Origin of the sequence: Streptomyces sp. NRRL F-5126 (assembly GCF_000721265.1) — a bacterium.
Lineage (GTDB): Bacteria > Actinomycetota > Actinomycetes > Streptomycetales > Streptomycetaceae > Streptomyces.
The window spans coordinates 578,065-595,798 of the sequence record NZ_JOFZ01000012.1 but is presented as its reverse complement, the minus strand read 5'-3'; the positions used below and the strand labels follow the sequence as shown (position 1 = coordinate 595,798).

At 73.0% G+C, this 17,734-nt stretch carries 16 protein-coding genes, 1 tRNA gene and 1 pseudogene; 11 read left to right on the top strand and 7 right to left on the bottom strand.

All coding sequences use genetic code 11. From position 1 onward, the window contains the following. The first annotated feature begins 39 nt into the window (after nt 1–39). Both IH48_RS0127510 and IH48_RS0127505 read left to right on the top strand, forming a co-directional pair. Nucleotides 40–1,194, top strand: a complete 1,155-nt coding sequence (locus IH48_RS0127510) for a DUF475 domain-containing protein (RefSeq protein ID WP_030910293.1) — start codon at nt 40–42, stop codon at nt 1,192–1,194. A gap of 256 nt (nt 1,195–1,450) precedes the next feature. Next, nucleotides 1,451–2,188 (top strand): TerD family protein, encoded by a 738-nt coding sequence (locus IH48_RS0127505; RefSeq protein WP_030910290.1) that lies wholly within the window; start codon nt 1,451–1,453, stop codon nt 2,186–2,188. An 8-nt stretch (nt 2,189–2,196) separates the two neighbouring features. On the opposite strand, the gene IH48_RS0127500 is transcribed toward IH48_RS0127505, so the two are convergent. Beyond that, nucleotides 2,197–3,030, bottom strand: coding sequence for a TerD family protein (locus tag IH48_RS0127500; RefSeq protein ID WP_030910286.1), 834 nt, complete (start codon nt 3,028–3,030; stop codon nt 2,197–2,199). Between the two features lie 201 nt (nt 3,031–3,231). Here IH48_RS0127500 and IH48_RS0127495 point away from each other — a divergent pair, with 201 nt between their 5' ends. The 4 genes from IH48_RS0127495 (at nt 3,232) to IH48_RS0127480 (ending at nt 9,658) form a co-directional block, all read left to right on the top strand. Next, nucleotides 3,232–4,395 carry an HpcH/HpaI aldolase/citrate lyase family protein gene (locus tag IH48_RS0127495; RefSeq protein ID WP_030910282.1) on the top strand — a complete coding sequence of 388 codons (1,164 nt, stop codon included), beginning with the start codon at nt 3,232–3,234 and terminating at the stop codon, nt 4,393–4,395. Between the two features lie 498 nt (nt 4,396–4,893). Next, nucleotides 4,894–7,455 (top strand): phosphoribosyltransferase, encoded by a 2,562-nt coding sequence (locus tag IH48_RS0127490; protein ID WP_030910280.1) that lies wholly within the window; start codon nt 4,894–4,896, stop codon nt 7,453–7,455. Between the two features lie 35 nt (nt 7,456–7,490). Then, nucleotides 7,491–8,315, top strand: a complete 825-nt coding sequence (locus IH48_RS0127485) for a hypothetical protein (RefSeq protein ID WP_030910277.1) — start codon at nt 7,491–7,493, stop codon at nt 8,313–8,315. Nucleotides 8,316–8,485: 170 nt separating this feature from the next. Next, complete coding sequence (locus IH48_RS0127480; protein WP_030910274.1) at nt 8,486–9,658, top strand: MalY/PatB family protein; 1,173 nt, start codon at nt 8,486–8,488, stop codon at nt 9,656–9,658. Nucleotides 9,659–9,740: 82 nt separating this feature from the next. On the opposite strand, the gene IH48_RS0127475 is transcribed toward IH48_RS0127480, so the two are convergent. The 3 genes from IH48_RS0127475 to IH48_RS0127465 form a co-directional block, all read right to left on the bottom strand. Next, nucleotides 9,741–9,962, bottom strand: a complete 222-nt coding sequence (locus IH48_RS0127475) for an FmdB family zinc ribbon protein (protein WP_030910271.1) — start codon at nt 9,960–9,962, stop codon at nt 9,741–9,743. A 61-nt stretch (nt 9,963–10,023) separates the two neighbouring features. Then, the gene (locus tag IH48_RS0127470) at nt 10,024–11,424 is read right to left on the bottom strand and encodes a hypothetical protein (protein WP_051840667.1); all 1,401 of its coding nucleotides are present in this window, start codon (nt 11,422–11,424) and stop codon (nt 10,024–10,026) included. 122 nt (nt 11,425–11,546) lie between these two features. Beyond that, a complete protein-coding gene (locus IH48_RS0127465) occupies nt 11,547–12,323 on the bottom strand; it encodes a DUF4097 family beta strand repeat-containing protein (RefSeq protein WP_234434400.1) in 777 nt (258 codons plus the stop codon). Nucleotides 12,324–12,513: 190 nt separating this feature from the next. Here IH48_RS0127465 and IH48_RS0127460 point away from each other — a divergent pair. Continuing rightward, a tRNA-Val gene (locus IH48_RS0127460) sits at nt 12,514–12,585 on the top strand. A 223-nt stretch (nt 12,586–12,808) separates the two neighbouring features. On the opposite strand, the gene IH48_RS0127455 is transcribed toward IH48_RS0127460, so the two are convergent. Continuing rightward, nucleotides 12,809–13,027: a hypothetical protein gene (locus tag IH48_RS0127455; protein WP_030910262.1), complete on the bottom strand. Its 219-nt coding sequence runs from the start codon at nt 13,025–13,027 to the stop codon at nt 12,809–12,811. A 293-nt stretch (nt 13,028–13,320) separates the two neighbouring features. Between IH48_RS0127455 and IH48_RS33665 the strand changes: the two genes are divergently transcribed. The 4 genes and pseudogenes from IH48_RS33665 (at nt 13,321) to IH48_RS0127435 (ending at nt 15,716) form a co-directional block, all read left to right on the top strand. Further along, the gene (locus IH48_RS33665; protein ID WP_030910259.1) at nt 13,321–13,626 is read left to right on the top strand and encodes a hypothetical protein; all 306 of its coding nucleotides are present in this window, start codon (nt 13,321–13,323) and stop codon (nt 13,624–13,626) included. Next, nucleotides 13,617–14,354 carry a hypothetical protein gene (locus IH48_RS0127445; RefSeq protein ID WP_030910257.1) on the top strand — a complete coding sequence of 246 codons (738 nt, stop codon included), beginning with the start codon at nt 13,617–13,619 and terminating at the stop codon, nt 14,352–14,354. Before IH48_RS33665 ends, IH48_RS0127445 begins: the two co-directional genes overlap by 10 nt. A 90-nt stretch (nt 14,355–14,444) precedes the next feature. Further along, a pseudogene (locus tag IH48_RS33660) lies at nt 14,445–15,158 on the top strand (alpha/beta hydrolase). 57 nt (nt 15,159–15,215) lie between these two features. Further along, on the top strand, nt 15,216–15,716 hold the full coding sequence (locus IH48_RS0127435) for a GNAT family N-acetyltransferase (protein WP_030910254.1): 501 nt from the start codon (nt 15,216–15,218) through the stop codon (nt 15,714–15,716). Between the two features lie 104 nt (nt 15,717–15,820). Here the strand turns inward: IH48_RS0127435 and IH48_RS0127430 are convergent, their stop codons facing one another. Together IH48_RS0127430 and IH48_RS35325 are read right to left on the bottom strand one after the other, a co-directional pair. Continuing rightward, nucleotides 15,821–16,471 carry an HAD family hydrolase gene (locus IH48_RS0127430; protein ID WP_030910251.1) on the bottom strand — a complete coding sequence of 217 codons (651 nt, stop codon included), beginning with the start codon at nt 16,469–16,471 and terminating at the stop codon, nt 15,821–15,823. 72 nt (nt 16,472–16,543) lie between these two features. Next, entirely contained in the window at nt 16,544–17,614 is a 1,071-nt protein-coding gene (locus IH48_RS35325) for a glycoside hydrolase family 25 protein (protein WP_078850074.1), read from the bottom strand. Nucleotides 17,615–17,734: the final 120 nt, after the last annotated feature.

Here is a 17,734-nt window from a genome sequence, read left to right as displayed (position 1 = left end):
CTGCACGGGGGAAAACCCGTACCACCGGATGGGGAAGCAGTGATCCTGAAAACCTTTCGCTGGCCGATGGGCATCACCGCCCTCGGCCTGGCCGCGGCGGCCGTCTTCTGGGGGTGGGAGGCGTTCGGGGTCGTCCTGATCCTTTCGATCCTGGAGATCTCCCTCTCCTTCGACAACGCCGTCGTCAACGCCGGCGTGCTGAAGAAGATGAACGCCTACTGGCAGAAGATCTTCCTCACCGTCGGTGTGCTCATCGCCGTCTTCGGCATGCGGCTGGTCTTCCCCGTCCTGATCGTGGCGATCACGGCCAAGGTGAACCCGGTCGAGGCCGTCAAGCTCGCCCTGAACGACCCCAGCCGCTACGAGTCGCTGGTCACCGACGCCCACCCGGCCATCGCCGCCTTCGGCGGTATGTTCCTGCTGATGATCTTCCTCGACTTCATCCTTGAGGACCGCGACATCAAGTGGCTCGCGTGGCTGGAGCGCCCGCTCGCCAAGCTGGGCAAGGTCGACATGCTGTCGGTCTGCGTCGCGCTGATCGCCCTGCTCGTCGTCTCGCAGACGTTCGCGGCCCACGCGCACACCAGCTCGGGCCACGCCGTGGACAAGTCCTCGACGGTGCTGCTCGCCGGCGTCGCCGGGCTCATCACGTACCTCATCGTCGGCGGTCTGTCCGGCCACTTCGAGAACTCCCTCGAAGAGGAGGAGGAACGCGAGGAGGAGGAAGAGGCGAAGGCGCGCGCCGCGGGCAGGACGGTCTCCGCCGTGGGCCTCGCGGGCAAGGCCGCCTTCTTCATGTTCCTCTACCTCGAGGTCCTCGACGCGTCGTTCTCCTTCGACGGCGTCATCGGCGCCTTCGCCATCACCAACCACATCTTCTGGATGGCGCTCGGCCTCGGCATCGGCGCGATGTACATCAGGTCCCTGACCGTGTACCTGGTGCGCCAGGGCACCCTGGACGACTACGTGTACCTGGAGCACGGGGCGCACTACGCGATCGGTGCGCTGGCCGTGATCCTGCTCGTCACGATCCAGCACGAGATCAACGAGGTCATCACCGGCCTGGTCGGCGTCGTCCTCATCGGCGCCTCGTTCTGGTCCTCCGTGCGCAGGAACAAGAAGCTGGAGGCCGAGGGCGGCGACGCGGGCGAAGGCCCCCACGAGTCGGAGGAGCACGCGGGCGCGCGCGCCTGACGCGGACGCGCCGGCGCGACCCGCGGGCGCCCGAGCGTGCGGTGCCGGGCGCCCTTGTCGCACGGATATGCCCGTACGCGACAGGGGCGCGACCCCGTGCGACCCCGTGTGACCCTCAGGACGGGCGTCCCGGGGTGTGCGGCCCGGCGGAGCGAGGGAACGCTCAAGTGCGGGGGGCGGTGCACGGGCCTTCGGGCCCGCGGACCGCCCCACGACGCACGGCCGGACGCACACGTAGCGACAGGGGTGGGTGAGCATGTCTTTCTGGGACGGCCTGCGGCCGGGAGGAAGGGCGGCACAGTTCGATTCGGGCAACTCGGCGTCGAACTCCATCGAGCTGACCCGGCGCCATCCGGCGGTCTCGCTGACGAAGCAGGGCGCGGCGACGGGCAACCTGCGCGTCAACCTGTCGTGGCGGATGCGCACGTCGGACATCGAGGGCAGGTCGAAACAGGGCAGTATGCTGCGCCACCCGTTCAAGCTGTTCCAGCCCGACGTGGTGCAGGCGCACACGCAGGGCGTGGTCAACGTCGACCTCGACCTCGGCTGCCTCTACGAGCTGACGGACGGCAGCAAGGGCGTCGTCCAGCCGCTCGGCAGCTTCTTCGGCGACCTCAACATCGCCCCGTACGTCAAGCTCAGCGGTGACGACCGGTTCGGCGCGCCGTCCGGCGAGACGATCTTCGTCAACCTCGACCACCGCGAGTCGATCAAGCGCCTGCTGTTCTTCGTCTACATCTACGACCAGACGCCGGCCTTCGACCGCACGCACGCGAAGGTGACGCTCTACCCGAGCAACGGCCCGCGCGTCGAGATCGAACTCGACGAACGCGCCCCCCAGGCGAGGTCCTGCGCGGTGTTCGCGCTGGAGAACGTGAAGGGCGACCTGCTGGTGCGGCGCGAGGTCAGGTTCGTCTACGGCTTCCAGGCGGAACTGGACCGCCTGTACGGCTGGGGCCTGCAGTGGGGCAGGGGCTACAAGACGAAGGCGTGAGGGCCCCTTCAGGCGCCGTGCACGAACTGCGGGCCCATCGGGGGCAGGCGGAAGGACGGGTCCTGGGCGGGGCCGTCGGGGAGCGCCGCGGCTGCCGGCTGGGGGTAGCCGTAGCCGTAGGGCTCGGGGGAGGTCGGCTGCGGGTAGCCGTACCCGGCGGCGGGTGAGGGCGCGGGGGCCGGCGCCTGGTGCGGGTAGCCGTAGGCCGGTGCCGGTGCCGGTGCCGGTGCCGTCTGCGGCATGGGCGGGGTGTGGGACCCGGCCGTCGGCCCGGGCGGTGCGGGGGCGGTGGCCGGGTCCGTCTCGTCCACGGAGACGCCGAACGCTGTGGCAAGGCCCACGAGGCCGGTCGGGTAGCCCTGGCCGACCGCCCGGAACTTCCAGCCGTCGCCCCTGCGGTACAGCTCCCCGCAGATGATGGCGGTCTCCTCGCCCGTCTCCGGGTGCACGTCGAAGACCGCGACGGGCTCGCCCTCGGGCGCGGCGGTGTCGTACAGCAGGATCCGCAGGTCACGCACGTGCCCGAAGGGCTCTCCGTCGGACGAGGCGGCCAGGAGGACCTGGTCGACCGACGGGTCGAGCGCCGCGAGATCGGCCTCCACCGAGTCCGTGAGGCCGTCAGGACGCTGCTTCTTCGACAGCCGCCGCACGGCGCCCGACGGGTGCCTCGGCTGGTTGTAGAAGACGAAGTCCTCGTCCGAACGCACCCGCCCGTCGTGGCCGAGGAGCAGCGCCGACGCGTCCACGTCGGGGATGCCGGTGCCCGGCGTCCACCGCAGCACGGCCCGTACGCCCCTCACGCCGAGGGGGACGTTGGAGCCCTTCGTCATCGCGTGCGTCATGCGGGCCATCCTGCCTTCCGCCTCCGGGCCGGGACAACGCGGCACAGGCCCCGCAAGGGGACGGGAGGCGCGCGTCCGTTCCGGCCGCGCCACCAGGATTTCACGTGCCGGGGGAACCGGCGCCACCGGTTCGTACGTACTATTACCGGCCATGTGAACGAATGTTCCGAAGAGCACCACGGGTAGTACGGGGGAGGATGTATGCGTCATTTCGGGCACGTCCCGCCGGAGGACAGGCAGCGGTTGTTCCATCAGGAGCCCGCGGAGTTCACCGGGGACGCCCCGGCCCGGGTGCTGTCGGCGGCGCTCGGCGCCACGCTCTACAGCCCGGCGACCCGGCCCCGCCTGGCCGACGACATCGTCAAGCAGGAGGCCGCCGGGGTGCGGTCGATGGTGCTGTGCCTGGAGGACTCCATCGGGGACGGCGAGGTCGCGCACGGCGAGGCCAACCTCGTCGCCCAGCTGAGCGACCTGGAGACGCGCGGCGCGGCCCTGCCGCTCCTCTTCGTCCGGGTCAGGGCCGCCGAGCAGATCATGGACCTCGTGCGCAGGCTCGGCCCCGCGGCACGCCTGCTGTCCGGATTCGTGCTGCCGAAGTTCACGTACGAGCGCGGCGAGGTGTTCCTGTCGGCGCTCGGTGAGGCCGAGCGTGCGTGCGGGCGGCGGCTTTTCGCCATGCCGGTGCTGGAGTCGCCCGAGCTGCTGCACCTGGAGACCAGGTCGGAGACGCTGCTCGACATCGCGCGGATCGTCGACAAGTACCGCGACCGCGTCCTGGCGCTGCGGCTGGGCGTGACCGACTTCTGCTCCGCGTACGGGCTGCGGCGCGCCGCCGACACGACGGCGTACGACGTGCGGATCGTCGCGAACGTCATCTCGGACGTGGTGAACGTGCTGGGCAGGGCCGACGGCACCGGCTTCACGATCACGGGACCCGTGTGGGAGTACTTCCGGCTGCACGAGCGCATGTTCAAGCCGCAGCTGCGCAGCAGCCCCTTCCTCGCCGGGCGCGCGGAGTCCCTGCGTACGGCACTGATCGAGCACGACCTCGACGGGTTGCTGCGGGAGATCGAGCTCGACCGCGCCAACGGCCTGCTCGGCAAGACCTGCATCCACCCCTCGCACGTCATGCCCGTGCACGCGCTGTCGGTGGTCAGCCACGAGGAGTTCGTGGACGCCGTGGACATCCTGCGGCCGGAACGCGGCGGCGGGGGCGTGGTGCGGTCCGCGTACACGAACAAGATGAACGAGGTGAAGCCGCACCGCGCCTGGGCCGAGCGGACGCTGCTGCGCGCCGAGGTGTTCGGCGTGGCGCGCGAGGACATCGGCTTCGTCGAGCTGCTCGCGGCGGGGCTCGGCCGGTGACGCGGGGACGAGCGGCCGGCCGCGGGCCGGCGCCGGGCGCGACGCCGGAGGAGCGCGGCCGCCGCGCCGGGGCGTGTGACCGTCGAGCGGGAGGAGGCGCGCGACATGCGTGACGTACACGACGCGGTGACGGCGGCCCGGGCGGCTTCCGAGCCGACACGTGGAGACGACGCCTCCGGTGCCGCGGGGGCGTCGGGCGGCGATGGCGGTGTGGCGGGCGTGCCCGTGCGCGGCGATGGGGATGCGGTGGCGACCGGGCCGGGTGGTGCCGGTGCTGGCGTGGCGGGTGCCGCGGGGGCGTCGGGCGCCGAGGGCGGTGCGGTTGGCGGTGCTGGGCGTGGCGGCGACGCGGCGCCTGCAAGCGTGCCGGGCGGCGATGGCGGTGTGGCGGGCGCGCCCGTGCGCGGCGGTGGGGATGCCGTGGCGTCCGGGCCGGGCGGCACCTCGGCCGGTGCGCCGGCGCCTCCAAGCGGACCGGGCGACGGCGGTGGGGCAGATGTGTCCACGCCCGGCGGCTCCGCCGCCGGGGCGGACGTCTGGCCGGGCACCTGGGTGGCCGGCGCGCTCGACGTGCGGCTCGGCGGCGACCCCGCCCTGCGCGGCCTGCTCGGCCTCGCCCTGCGCGACAACCCGAAACGCGCCCACCTGCTCGTCTCCAACGTCCTCGGCAAGCACGTGCCGCAGAGCCCCGCCGTCGTGCGCGACACCGGCCTGCGGCTCGGGGAGCGCGTACGCGCCCTGCTGGGCCCCGCCGCCGCGGACGCTGTCGTCCTCGGCTACGCCGAGACCGCGACCGGGCTCGGGCACTGCGTCGCCGACGGCGTGCGCGACGCCCCGTACCTGCACTCGACGCGGCGTCCCGTCCCGGGCGTCGAGCGTGCGGGCGGGTTCGAGGAGTCCCACTCGCACGCCACCTCCCATCTCCTGCTGCCCGAGGACCCGGCGCTGCTCGCGGGCGACGGGCCGCTGGTGCTGGTGGACGACGAGTTCTCCACGGGCAACACCGTGCTCAACACGATCCGGGCGCTCCACGAGCGCCGGCCGCGCGCCCGGTACGTCATCGTGGCGATCGTGGACATGCGCTCCGACGGCGACCGCGGCCGGCTCGCCGCGTTCGCCGGCGAGATCGGGGCCCGCGTCGACCTCGTCACCCTCGCGTCGGGGACCGTGCGGCTGCCCGACGGCGTGCTGGAGCGCGGCACGGCGCTCGTCCGCGCGCACGAGGAGGCCCAGACGCCCCCGCGCGCGGCGCTCGCCGCGGCGCCCGCACCCGGCCCCGCGGCCGTCACCCGCGTGCGCCTCGACTGGCCCGGACGCCTGCCGGACGGCGGACGGCACGGCTTCCTGCCCGTGCACCGCGACGCGCTGGACGCGGCGGTGCCCGCCATGGCGTCGGCGGTCGCGGCGGCCCTGCCGCCTGGGGCGCGGCGCGTGCTGGTGCTCGGTTTCGAGGAGCTGATGTACACGCCGCTGCGGCTGGCGCAGGAGCTGGAGCGCACCGCGCCGCCCGGCACCGAGGTGCGGTACTCGACGACGACCAGGTCGCCGGTGCTCGCCGTCGACGACCCCGGCTACGCCATCCGCAGCCGCCTCGCCTTCCCCGCGCACGACACCGCCGCCTTTCCCGAGGGCGCCGCCGACGGCGCGGGCGTGCGCTACGCGTACAACGTGGCGGGCGCCGGATTCGACGCGGTCGTACTGGTCGTGGACTCGGCGGGAGACTCGCCCGAGCTGTGCGCGCCCGGCGGCCTGCTGGCCCAACTCGCCGCGCATGCGGGGCCAGTGGTCCTCGCCGTCGTCCCCACGTACGTGCCGCCCGGCGCCGCACAACGCCTCGCCACGGGCGGCCGGCGGCCGCACCCACCCGAGCGTCAGGACACCACCATGCTGCCCGAGCCACTGCGTGGCCCCGCCTTCTCCTCCTACGCGCCCGACGAGGTGGGCTGGCTGCTCCAGGACCTGTCCGACGTGGAACTCGAGGCGCCGACCGAGGAGCGCGAGGAGGCCATCCAGAGCGGGGGCGCGCACTACGCCGAGTCGCTGCCCGTCGAGTACCAGCCGAACGCCGCGTACCAGGAGCTGTTCAGGGCCGCGCTCGACACGTCCGCCGCCCGGATCGCGCGTGCCGTCGGCGCCGTCACGGAAACGGTGCTCGCGGAGCGCTCGCCCCGCCCCGTCCTGGTCTCGCTGGCCCGCGCGGGCACCCCGGTGGGAGTGCTGATGCGGCGCTGGGCGGCGCACCACCACGGCGTCGAGCTCCCGCACTACGCCGTGTCGATCGTGCGCGGGCGCGGGATCGACACGACGGCGATGCGCTGGCTCGCCGCCCACCACGACCCGGCGGACGTCGTCTTCGTGGACGGCTGGACCGGCAAAGGCGCGATCACCCGCGAACTCGCGGCCGCGATCGGTGACTTCGAGGGATTCGACCCGGAGATCGCGGTGCTCGCCGACCCCGGCGGCTGCGTGCGCACGTACGGCACGCGCGAGGACTTCCTCATCCCGTCGGCCTGCCTCAACTCGACGGTGTCCGGGCTCGTCTCGCGCACGGTGCTGCGCGCGGACCTGGTCGGCCCCGACGACTTCCACGGCGCCAAGTTCTACCGCGAACTCGCCGGCGCGGACGTGTCAGGGCTGTTCGCGGACGCGGTGTCGGCGCGGTTCGACGAGGTGGCGGACGCGGTCGGCGCGGACGTCAAGGAGCTGCTCGCGTCGGACCGTTCGCCCACCTGGGCGGGGTGGGCGGCGGTCGAGCGGATCAGCGAGGAGTACGGGATACACGACGTGAACCTCGTCAAGCCGGGCGTGGGGGAGACCACCCGGGTGCTGCTGCGGCGGGTGCCGTGGCGGATCCTCGCGCGGCGCGGCGCGGGCGCCGACCTCGACCACGTAACGATGCTGGCAGGGCAGCGCGGCGTGCCCGTCGAAGAGGTGGACGAACTGCCCTACAGCTGTGTGGGGTTGATCCATCCCCGGTACACACGCGGCGCGACGGGCGCGGACGGCACGGCGGTGTCGCCGGGCGCCGCGGAGCCCGGATCCGCCGGGGCGGCGTCGTGACGCCCGCGGCGGACCGAGACCGTGAGCGCCCCGCGGTGGTCGCCAGCGACCTGGACCGCACGCTCGTCTACTCCGCGGCCGCCCTCCAGCTGACGGGCGCCGACGCCGACGCGCCCCGCCTGCTGTGCGTGGAGGTCTACGAGGGCAGACCGCTGTCGTACCTCACCGAGACCGCCGCACGCCTCCTCGACGCGCTCGCCCGCGCCGCGGTCTTCGTGCCCACCACGACCCGCACACGCGAGCAGTACGCGCGCATCCGGCTGCCCTGCCCGCCACCGCGGTTCGCGATCTGCGCCAACGGCGGGCACCTCCTGGTGGACGGCGTGCCCGACGAGGACTGGCGGGCGCTCGTCGCGAAACGCCTGGGGGAGGAGTGCGCTCCCCTCGGCGAGGTGCGCGAGCATCTGCTCGCGGCGGCGGACGGGCGGTGGCTGCTCAAGGAGCGCGTGGCGGAAGACCTGTTCGCCTACCTGGTCGTCGACAGGGCGCGGCTGCCGGCCGGCTGGGTCGAGGAGCTGTCCGGCTGGGCGGCCGAGCGCGGCTGGACGGTGTCCCTCCAGGGCCGCAAGGTGTACGCGGTGCCGGGGCCGCTCACGAAGAGCGCGGCTCTCGCCGAGGTCGCACGGCGTGCGGACGCGTCCCTCACGCTCGCCGCGGGCGACTCCGTGCTGGACGCCGACCTGCTCGCCGCGGCCGACCTGGCCTGGCGCCCAGGCCACGGCGAACTCGCCGAAGCCGGCTGGACGGCGCCCGGGGTGACCGCGCTCGCGACGGCGGGCGTCCTGGCGGGCGAGGAGATCCTCCGCGCGTTCCTGACCGCGTCCGGCCCGACCGCGTCCGGCGGCCGTATGCCGCTGTGACGTGCGGCATATCGTTTGGAAACCCGGTCGGGCATGTCTACGGTGTTGTGCGCTTGGCAGTGTCGCGCGCGGCGCGCGCCCCGTGCCCCGTGCCGCGGCGGGCGGGTGAACCGCCGTCCTGCGTCGATGCCCGGAAGAACCATCTCGGGTACGCAACAAGGGAGTCGCCCATGACCCGCACGGCGAGCACATCCTTCGACGCCGTCGACCTCGGCGTGCTGCGCAGCAGGCACCACACCAAGTGGCTCGGCGTCCCGGACGACGTGATTTCGCTGTCCGTCGCCGAGACCGACTACGACCCCGCCCCGCCCGTCGCCGAAGCCCTGACCCGCGCGGTCGCCGTCGGCGACTTCGGCTACGCGCCGCCCGACGCGCTCGAACTCCCGGCCGCCTTCGCGGCGTTCGCGGACCGGCACTGGGGGTGGCGGCCCGACCCGGACGCGTTCGTGCCCGTCTCCGAGATCATGGTCGGCGTGGTGGAGGCGCTGCGCGTGCTGACCGCGCCCGGTGACCGGGTGATCGTCGACACGCCCGCGTACGGCCCGTACTTCCGGGCCTTGCAGGAGGCGGGCCGCACGCTCGTCCCCGTGCCCCTGCTGCGCACCCCGGACGGTGTGCGCAGGGACGTCGAAGGGCTGCGCCGGGCGTTCGCCGACGGGGCCACCGCCATGCTCCTGTGCAATCCGCACAACCCGACCGGGCACCTCGCCGGCCGTGCGGAGCTCACGGAGGTCGCCGCGGCGGCGGCGGAGCACGGCGCGGCCGTCATCGCGGACGAGATCTGGGCGCCCCTGGTCCTCGACGACCGTGCCTTCGTCCCGTACGCGACCGTGCCGCAGGGCGACGGCGCCCGGTCCGTCGTGCTGACATCGGCGTCCAAGGCGTACAACGTGCCGGGCCTCAAGTGCGCCCTCATGCTGCCGGTCACCGGCCGGGCGGCCGAGGCATTCAGCGGCCTGCCGGAACTGCTCCCGTTCAGGATCTCGCTGCTCGGGGTGCTCGCCGGGCAGGCCGCCTTCGCGCAGGGCGACGCATGGCTCGCCGGCCTGCGCGCGTACCTGCGGTCCAACCGCGACCTGCTGACCCGCCTCCTCGCCGAGCACGTACCGGCCGTGGGCGGTCCTGCCGCGGGCTACGTGCCGCCCGCCGCCACCTACCTGTCATGGCTCGACCTGCGGCCGCTGCTGCCGGACGGCGCCACGGCCGCCGACCACGTGGAGGGGCACGCGCGGGTGCGGCTCACGGACGGCGGATATTACGGCGCTCCCGGCTGGGCACGGCTCAACTTCGCGACAAGCGCGACGCTGCTTGAGGAGGCGGTGCGCCGGCTGGGCACGCTCTGACACGCGCCCGCACGTCCTGACGCCTGCGCGCCCGCACGCCCTGACGTCCGCCCGTGTGCCCGCCCCGCCTCCGCGCTACGGCTCAGCCGCCGCAGCCGCAGGCACCGCCGCAGCAGCCACCGCCGCCACCGGCGGCGGGCGCGTCGCCGCCCTGCGCCGAGCCGCCCACGGAGACGGTCGACAGCAGCTTGACGGTGTCGCCGTGTCCGGCGGGGCAGGGTGCCGGGGCGTTGGACTGCGCCATCGGGCGCCGGAGTTCGAACGTGGCGCCACAGGCGCGGCAGCGGTACTCGTAACGAGGCATGGCACGAGCGTATCCGGTACGCCGTCGGCACGTGGGCGACGCCGCTCGTCCCGCCCCGGGCTCAGCGGCGCGGCGCCCGGTTGCCCGCCCGTTCCTCGCGGATCTCGTTGACCACGTGCGAGGCCGTCGCGCGCACGGCCTCCATCTCCGTCAGGAAGTGCCAGTAGTCGGGGTGCCGCCCCTCCAGGCCCGCCAGCGCGCGATCCACGCGCCCGACCGCCTCGTCCAGCGGACGTGCGTGCCGGGGATCGGGCGTGGCCCGCCCCGCCATCGCCAGCCGCTGGGCGTCGCGGACCGCGAAGCGCGTGCGGTCGACCTCCTGCTGCGGGTCCTTCTGCACCGCGTTCAGCCGCTGCAGGCGGTCCCCGGCCGCGGACACCGCTTCGTCCGTGTCGTTCAGCAGAGCGCGCACGGTGCTCAGCAGGGCCGTCGCGTCCGGCCAGCGCTGCTCCTCGCGGGCCTTCGCCGCCTCCTTGAGCTTGGTCTCCGCCTGCCGGACGCTCTCGCCGGCCTGCGCGGGCACCGGCTGGAGGTCCTGCCAGCACGCGGCGGAGAAACGGCGACGCAGCTCGCTGAGTACCGGCTCGACCGCCCCCGCGCGGTTGGCGAGCGCCTGGGCGCGCGTGCGCAGCGACACCAGGCGGCGATCGATCTCCTTCGCGCGCTCGGGCAGCCGCTCGGCCTCCGACCGCACGGCCTCGGCCTCGCGCAGCACGCGGTCGGCCCGCTGCAGCGTCTCGCTGACGCCGTGCCTGCCCGCGCCCTCGTTGAGACGGGTCAGCTCGGGGGAGAGCTTCGCGAGCCGCGCGGCGAGGTCGTCGGCCCGCAGCCCCGAGCCACGCACCGTGTCGAGGGCGTTGCTCGCGGCGAGCAACGCCTGCTTGGCGCGCTCGACGGCGGGAGCGAGCCGCGCGAGCTGCGTCTCGGCGCTGTCGAGCAGCGAGCCGAGGCCCTGCGCGAACCGGTCGAGCTCGCCCTTGACCCGGACCAGTTCGTCCTTCGCCTTCGTCAGCTCGTTGTGGGCGCGGGTCGCCGTGGCGATGTCGAGATCGTGGCGGTCCAGGTCGTGCGCGTCGACCGCCGTGATGTAGATGGAGCTCGCCTCGTCGATGCGGCGGCCCAGCGTGGCGAAGCCGTCGAGGGCCTTGCGTGCGCGCGGTGTGCTGTCCACGGCGCCGATGGTCTCGATGGACAGCCGCAGGTCACGCTGGGCGGTGTCCAGCTCGTAGAAGGCCTCGGCCGCCGCGTCCTTCGCGGCCTGCGCGGCGGCGCGCTGGTTCTCGCTGCCGCGCCCGCCGCCGAACCAGCGCCGTCCGCCACCGCCGCCGCCACCGCTCGCGAAGGCGGCGGGCAGCGCCGCGACGAGGAGGGGCAGGGGCAGCAGGACGGGCACGAACACGGCCGCGAGCAGCCCCGCGCCACGGCGCCAGGAACCGGCGCGGCGCGCACCGGCCCCGCTCATCCTCGCCCCAGAGTCTCCGGAGTCCCCAGAGTGCGGACGCGCGTGTGTCACATGCCTCTCCCGTGCCGGTTTCGCCCTGCCGGTACATTGTCCCACCCGGCAGGGACGAACACACGGGTCGTTCAGTCGGCAGCGCGCACGGAGATCCCCCCGTTGTCGGAGTGCGCCTTCACCGTGTGCGTGCTGGAGCCGTCGCGCGGGACGCCGATGCGCGTGCTGCCGTTGCGCACGGTGGCGTCGACCGCGTACGCCGTGTGCCCGGCGGGCAGATCGATCCGGACGGACCCGTTCCGGCTGGTGGCGTCGACATGGTCGGGCACGGCCGAGAATCCGAGCTGGATCCTCCCGTTGTCGGAGCTCGCCGTCACCTTCTTGCCGGAGATCCCGTACGCGGCCACGGAACCGTTGCGCGAGCGCAGCGTCACGGGACCTGAGCTGTTCCGTGCCTCCGCGCTCCCGTTGTCGGTGCGCAGGGACAGGGGAGTGGCGAAGCCGGACGCCTTGACCTTGCCGTTGCGGCTCTCCACGGTGACGGCCACGTCGCGCGGCACGGTCACCGACTGCCGCGCCCCGCAGTCGGCGGCGAAGCCCGAGCACTTCACGTCGAGGGTCAGCGTGTGCCCGTCGAGGCGCCACGTCGCGTCGGGCCCGTGCCCGAACACCACCCACCCGTGGACCTGCCGCTTCACATGGACGCCCTTGACGTCCCCGGGCACGACCTGCACCCCGGAGTCGTCGGCCTTGATGGTGAGCTTCTTCCCGGAGAAGGCGAAGGTGTGCTTCTGCACGGGCCCGCCGTCCCCGTCGTCGCCGCACCCGCTGACGGTCGCCGCGACGGCGACAGCGCCGCAGACGGCGAGTGCGGCGCGGATACGGCGGCGTGCGCGTGCGGTGGTCACGGTGATCGGTCCCCTTGAGGTTCGGCCTGCGGTTCGGCGGCGTGCGGTACAGCCACCGTAGAAGCACACGCGCGCCGTGCCGATCCGGCCGACCACCGTCCACGGGGTAGGGCTATCCCCCGCCCACCCCCACCACGCCACGGGTTTGCCGCCCGGGCCCGCGCGCCATGTACGCTGTGCTTTCACTGACGGGCGCGTAGCTCAGGGGTAGAGCGCTGCCCTTACAAGGCAGATGTCGGCGGTTCGAAACCGTCCGCGCCCACCGCCGCGAAGGCACGTCAAGGCCCAGGTCACCCGGTACGAGACCGGAGACCTGGGCCTTGAACTTTCCCTGCCGCTCGCAGGCGCCCCTTGCGGGTGAGCCGGGTTCCAGCAGAACTGGGCTCGGCGTCGCCGGCGTGCAACATGTCATCTGCGCGTGGTGTGCCAGGTCTTGAGCTGGGCGATTGCGCACTCACCTGGGGCGGGGTGTCGGGCGTGGCTCCTCAGCAAGCCAGCATCTTCTGAATGGCCTGACGCGTCACGCCGAGCTCGCGGGCGATGTCGACCCGTGATACGCCCTCGTCGATGAGGCCCTGCATCAACTCACGCCGCTTTGCTGCGCACTCCTGAGCCAGGCGGGCATGGTGGAGTGCTTGCTCGCGCATCTCCTTTATGCGGCTGAGGGTCGGCTGATGCGCGGAGAGGTCCTTGGTGTCTGCCATGCCGACAGAATGACAACGGGGGGTTGCCGTGTCAACCCCCCGTTGTCAATCAATGTCGCAAGGGCCTGCGGACACTGCCTGGGCCTGGAAGAACCGGGTGAGCCGGGAGGCGAACCAGGGCGGGTCCGCCAGATGTGCGCGCCGGGGGCGCTACGGTCACTCCGCCACAGACCTTGGGGGTTCACGTGAACTGGGACGACCAGCAGTAACCGCCGACGGCGGAGCCGGAGCAGCAGCGGGACTACGGCCGGCGCCCTGGCCGGACCCTCAAACGGTTCGTCATCCCTGGGGCCGTGGCCCTGTTCTTCGTCGGCGTCGCCGTCGGAACATCGGGCGGTGGCGGTAGTGCGACGACGAGAACGACGGCGGACGCGAAGCCCGCGTCCGTGCCGACCGTCACGACCACCGAGACGGTCACCGCCAGGCCTGCCGCGGAGCCGCCCGATGACCGCACGGCCGTCCCCAAGTTCGTCGGCATGGGGCTTCAGGCAGCCCAGGACAAGGCCCAGTCCGTCGGTTTCTACCTTCTGAAGTCGCACGACAGCACCGACCTCGCCCGTCGGGCGGTTTCCTCTGCTATGAACGGGCCATGGCACTGAAGATCGAACGGACCGACGCCCGCACCTGGCCCGATGAGCAGATGAAGGAGCTCTTCAGCGAGGGCTTCCCGCAGTTCATCGTCGCCGACCGGCTCGTGAGCGACTACCTGGGCAGGGTGCAGGAGTACTTCGCCGAGCTGGACCTCATGCTGATCGACGAGAACAACGTGCCGGTCGCGGGGGGATGGGGCGTGCCGATCCGGTGGGACGGTACCGAGGAGGACCTGCCCACGGGGTACACGCAGTCGCTCGTGCGGGCCGTCGAGGGCCGGGAACAGGGCGTGGAGGCCGACACCCTGGTGGTGTGCGCCGCGATCGTCACGCCGTCGCTCAAGGGGCGCGGGCTCGCCGGCGAGGTCATCACCGCTCTGCGCAGGGCCGCCGGCGAGGCCGGGCTCGCGCGGGTCCTCGCGCCGGTCCGGCCGACCACGAAGGCCCGGTACCCGCTGGCCCCCATCGAGACGTTCATGGCGTGGAAGCGCGAGGACGGCATGTCCCTCGACCCGTGGATACGGACGCATCAGCGTCTCGGCGCCGAGCTCCTCGCGGCGGCGCCCGTCTCCCAGACGATGACCGGCACGGTCGCCGAGTGGGAGGGCTGGACCGGCATGGTGTTCCCCGAGTCGGGCGACTACGTGATCCCGGACGGCCTGAGCCTGCTCACCGTTGATCGGTCCGCCGACCAGGGCACGTACCGCGAGCCCAACGTCTGGATGCGGCACAAATGACGGGCGGCCTCGCGGCCCGGCTGATAGCTTGCGATCGGCCGCGGCCGGCGATCGACGCCATTGACGTCACGGACGCGGATACGAACAGCCATGCATGCACCGCGATTCACCGGCCCGCCGTCCTTGAACGGTTCGAACGGAATGACCGAGCGCGACTTCACCGTGGGCGACGTCCCCGGCGTTCTCCGGTCGCCTGCCTCCGGCGCCGGTCGCGCGCCGCTCGTCCTGATGGGGCACGGCGGCGGCAACCACAAGAAGCACCCGGCCATGCTCGGCCGTGCGCAGCGCCTGGTGGCCGGCTGCGGCTTCCACGTCGCCGTCATCGACGCCCCGGGCCACTGCGACCGGCCACGCTCCGCCCACGACGAGCGGGAGATCGCCTCGCTGTACGAGGCACGGGCGGCGGGCGAGCCGGTCGGGCCCATCGTCGTCCGGTACAACACCCACCTCGCGAGGCTCGCCGTGCCCGAGTGGCAGGCGACCCACCGCGATCGGAGTGCCGCTGGTCGCAGCCGAGCCCAGGATCACGGCCGCGGTCTTCGGGCAGCACTGGCCCGACGCCCTGGCCGGCATGCGAGGCGGATCACCGTCCCGGTCGAGTTCGACCTGCAATGGGACGACGAGCACATCCCCCGCGAGGCCGGTCTCGCTCTGTTCGACGCCTTCGCCTCGGCGGAGAAGACGCTGCACGCGAACGCCGGCAGGCACAAGGAACTGCCCAGGTTCGAGGCGGACAGCGCGGTCCGCTTCTTCGCCAGGCACCTCGGCCGGCATCCCGGCGGGGCGGTCACCTCGCCGGCCTGACGCGGGCCGGGTGGAAACCCGCGTGTCCGCGAGGCGCCTGCCCGGTACGGTCGGACGGTGCCCGAGCTGAGACGACTCCATGCCGACGACGAGCAGGCCGTACTGGCCTTCGAGCTCGCGAACCGCGCGTACTTCGCCGCCTCGGTCACCGATCGCGGCGACGCGTACTTCGAGCAGTTCGGCGACCGGTTCAAGGCCTTGCTGGCTGAGCAGGACGCCGGTGTCTGCGTCTTCCACGTGCTGCTCGACGAGGACGGTTCGGTGCTCGGCCGGTTCAACCTGTACGACCTGGAGGACGGCGTCGCCGTGCTCGGCTACCGGGTCGCGCGGCGCGTCGCCGGTCGCGGGGTGGCTACGGGGACCGTACGCGAGCTGTGCCGCCTGGCGGCGGTCCGGCACGGGCTGCGCACCCTGCGGGCGGCGGCCTCGCACCACAACGTCGGGTCCCAGCGGGTGCTGCTCAAGGCCGGGTTCGTCCGGGTCGGCCCGGCCGAGCCGTCGGAGCTCGGCGGCAAGCCCGGCGACTGGTACCGGCGAGAGCTGGTGCCCCTGCCGTAAACCACGCCTCCTGCTCCGGATATGGGGGCCGGCCCGTATGGAAACCGCCGAGCCGGCGCTCGCCGCCAGGCGCTACCGGGAGGCCGCTGCCACCGCCTGAACCGTCAGGCCGCGACCGCCGTGACCGCGGCCACGAGCTGGGTGAGGCTGTCGACCGACCAGTCCGCCGCGTCCAGCACCGTCGGGTCGTCGGCCCAGAAGTGGCCCCAGGGGCCGCGCCTGAGGTGGGCCGTGTGCAACCCCGCCGCCCGGGCGGGGAGGATGTCGTTCGCCGGGTGGTCGCCCACGTAGACGATCTCGTCCTCCTCGGCCTCGGCCGCGCGCTGGACGCGGTGGAAGAACTCCGGGTCCGGCTTGGCGACGCCCCAGTCGCCCGACGTGGCGACCAGGTCGGCGGGCAGGTCGAGGCCGCGCAGCAGTTCGCCCGCGCGTACCGTCTGGTTGCCCGCGACGACGACGCGCAGGCCGCGGGCCTGCAACTCGCCGAGCGCCGGGCGCACGTCAGGGTAGAGGTCGCTCTCGTCGAGGTGCTCGCCGCGGCCCGCCGCGTCACGGGCGGCGTACGAGGCGCCCACGTCGATCCCCGGGCTGATCAGCCGCAGCGCGTCCGCGTGGTCCCTGCCCTGCGCGACGACGGCGCCCACGAGCGCGGAGACGGTGTGCCGTGGGACTTGCAACCAGTCGGCCCATGAGGCCCAGTACCGGTCGTCTCGGACGAGCGTCTCGCCGATGTCGAGGACTACTGCGCGGATCATGACGGTCAATCTAGGGCAAACGGCGTGTCCGTGAGGGACGGTACGGCCACGAGGCGTGTTTCCGCCGTCACGTCAGCCCTTCCAGACCAGTGCCTTCACCACCGCGGCCGCCACCTTCAGCGGCGTGGGCTGGAAGGCCTTCACGCGGATGCGCATGCCGTGCCCCGCCGGGAGGTGGTTGGTGATCGGCACCGTCGCGTAGGTGTTCCCCTCGGTCGCGATGATCTCCGCGATCGGGTGGTCGAGCACGTACGTGCCCTTCGCGTCCACCTCCGACTGGCGCACCTGGATCTGGGCCCCGGCCGGCGCGCCTTCGAGTACGAGGCTGACCGTGCCCGTGAAGCGTGCCTTGCCGCGGACGAAGACGCTGCCGCCCTCCGAGTGGTCGCCGGTCTCGTCCGTCCACTCCTTGGTGAACTCGATGGCGTCCCAGTCCTGCCCGGGGGCGATGGTGTAAGGCCTGGCCAGGGCGAGATTGACGTACTGGGGCATGTCGTCCTCCGGGGCGTCGGCGCCCGCGGCCCAGGCGCGCAGGGCGGTCGCGGACAGGTAGCACAGGGAGCGGTCGATGGGCGTGCTGGTGAACTGCCAGACCAGCGGCGAGCGCCCGGACGGCCGCGGCCGCGCCGCCGCTTCCGCCTTCGCGTACGAGACGGCCGTCGAGCCCCACGTGTACGCGGGGTACCACAGCGGTACGTCCGCCGGCACGTGTCCTGCGGCGAGGTCGGAGCCGGACGTGTAGACGCCGACCCGCTGCCCGGGGAAGGCACGGCGCACGGCGGCCAGCCACTCCGTCGCGTATGCCTTGATCTGCGCGGCGGACCTGCCCGTGTAGTTGCGGCCGTCGGGGTAGCGCTCCAGGTCGAGCCAGTGGCAGAACCCCTTGCCCGCGTGCGGTTTGACGACGGCGACGTAGTTGGCCGCCTCTTTCGCCGCCGACTGGTTGGGCCAGGCGAAGTGGTAGGCGCCGGGCACGAGCCCCGCCCTCTTGATGCCGCCGATGTGCGTGGCGAACCGGGCGTCGTGCGTGGTCTGACCCTCGCTCGCCTTGGCGAACGCGAAGACGACGCCTTCGGCCTTGCGGGCGGCCCAGTCCTGGACGCCCTGGTACGCGGATACGTCGACTCCTCGGCTGGTGGCCATGCGGTCTCCTCGGGGACCCGGCTCGCTGACTACGTCATCCGTACCAGAAGCCTTACCCCTCCCGCGCCCTGTTGTCCGGATCTACGCGAAGCCGACAACTCTTGTGCGTGCCGTGCGCGT

Coding starts and splice junctions, on each gene's coding strand:
- IH48_RS0127505 (WP_030910290.1), top strand. CDS start 1,451: ATGTCTTTCTGGGACGGCCTGCGGCCGGGAGGAAGGGCGGCACAGTTC.
- IH48_RS0127500 (WP_030910286.1), bottom strand. CDS start 3,030: ATGACGCACGCGATGACGAAGGGCTCCAACGTCCCCCTCGGCGTGAGG.
- IH48_RS0127495 (WP_030910282.1), top strand. CDS start 3,232: ATGCGTCATTTCGGGCACGTCCCGCCGGAGGACAGGCAGCGGTTGTTC.
- IH48_RS0127480 (WP_030910274.1), top strand. CDS start 8,486: ATGACCCGCACGGCGAGCACATCCTTCGACGCCGTCGACCTCGGCGTG.
- IH48_RS0127475 (WP_030910271.1), bottom strand. CDS start 9,962: ATGCCTCGTTACGAGTACCGCTGCCGCGCCTGTGGCGCCACGTTCGAA.
- IH48_RS0127470 (WP_051840667.1), bottom strand. CDS start 11,424: ATGAGCGGGGCCGGTGCGCGCCGCGCCGGTTCCTGGCGCCGTGGCGCG.
- IH48_RS0127455 (WP_030910262.1), bottom strand. CDS start 13,027: ATGGCAGACACCAAGGACCTCTCCGCGCATCAGCCGACCCTCAGCCGC.
- IH48_RS0127445 (WP_030910257.1), top strand. CDS start 13,617: ATGGCACTGAAGATCGAACGGACCGACGCCCGCACCTGGCCCGATGAG.
- IH48_RS0127430 (WP_030910251.1), bottom strand. CDS start 16,471: ATGATCCGCGCAGTAGTCCTCGACATCGGCGAGACGCTCGTCCGAGAC.
- IH48_RS35325 (WP_078850074.1), bottom strand. CDS start 17,614: ATGGCCACCAGCCGAGGAGTCGACGTATCCGCGTACCAGGGCGTCCAG.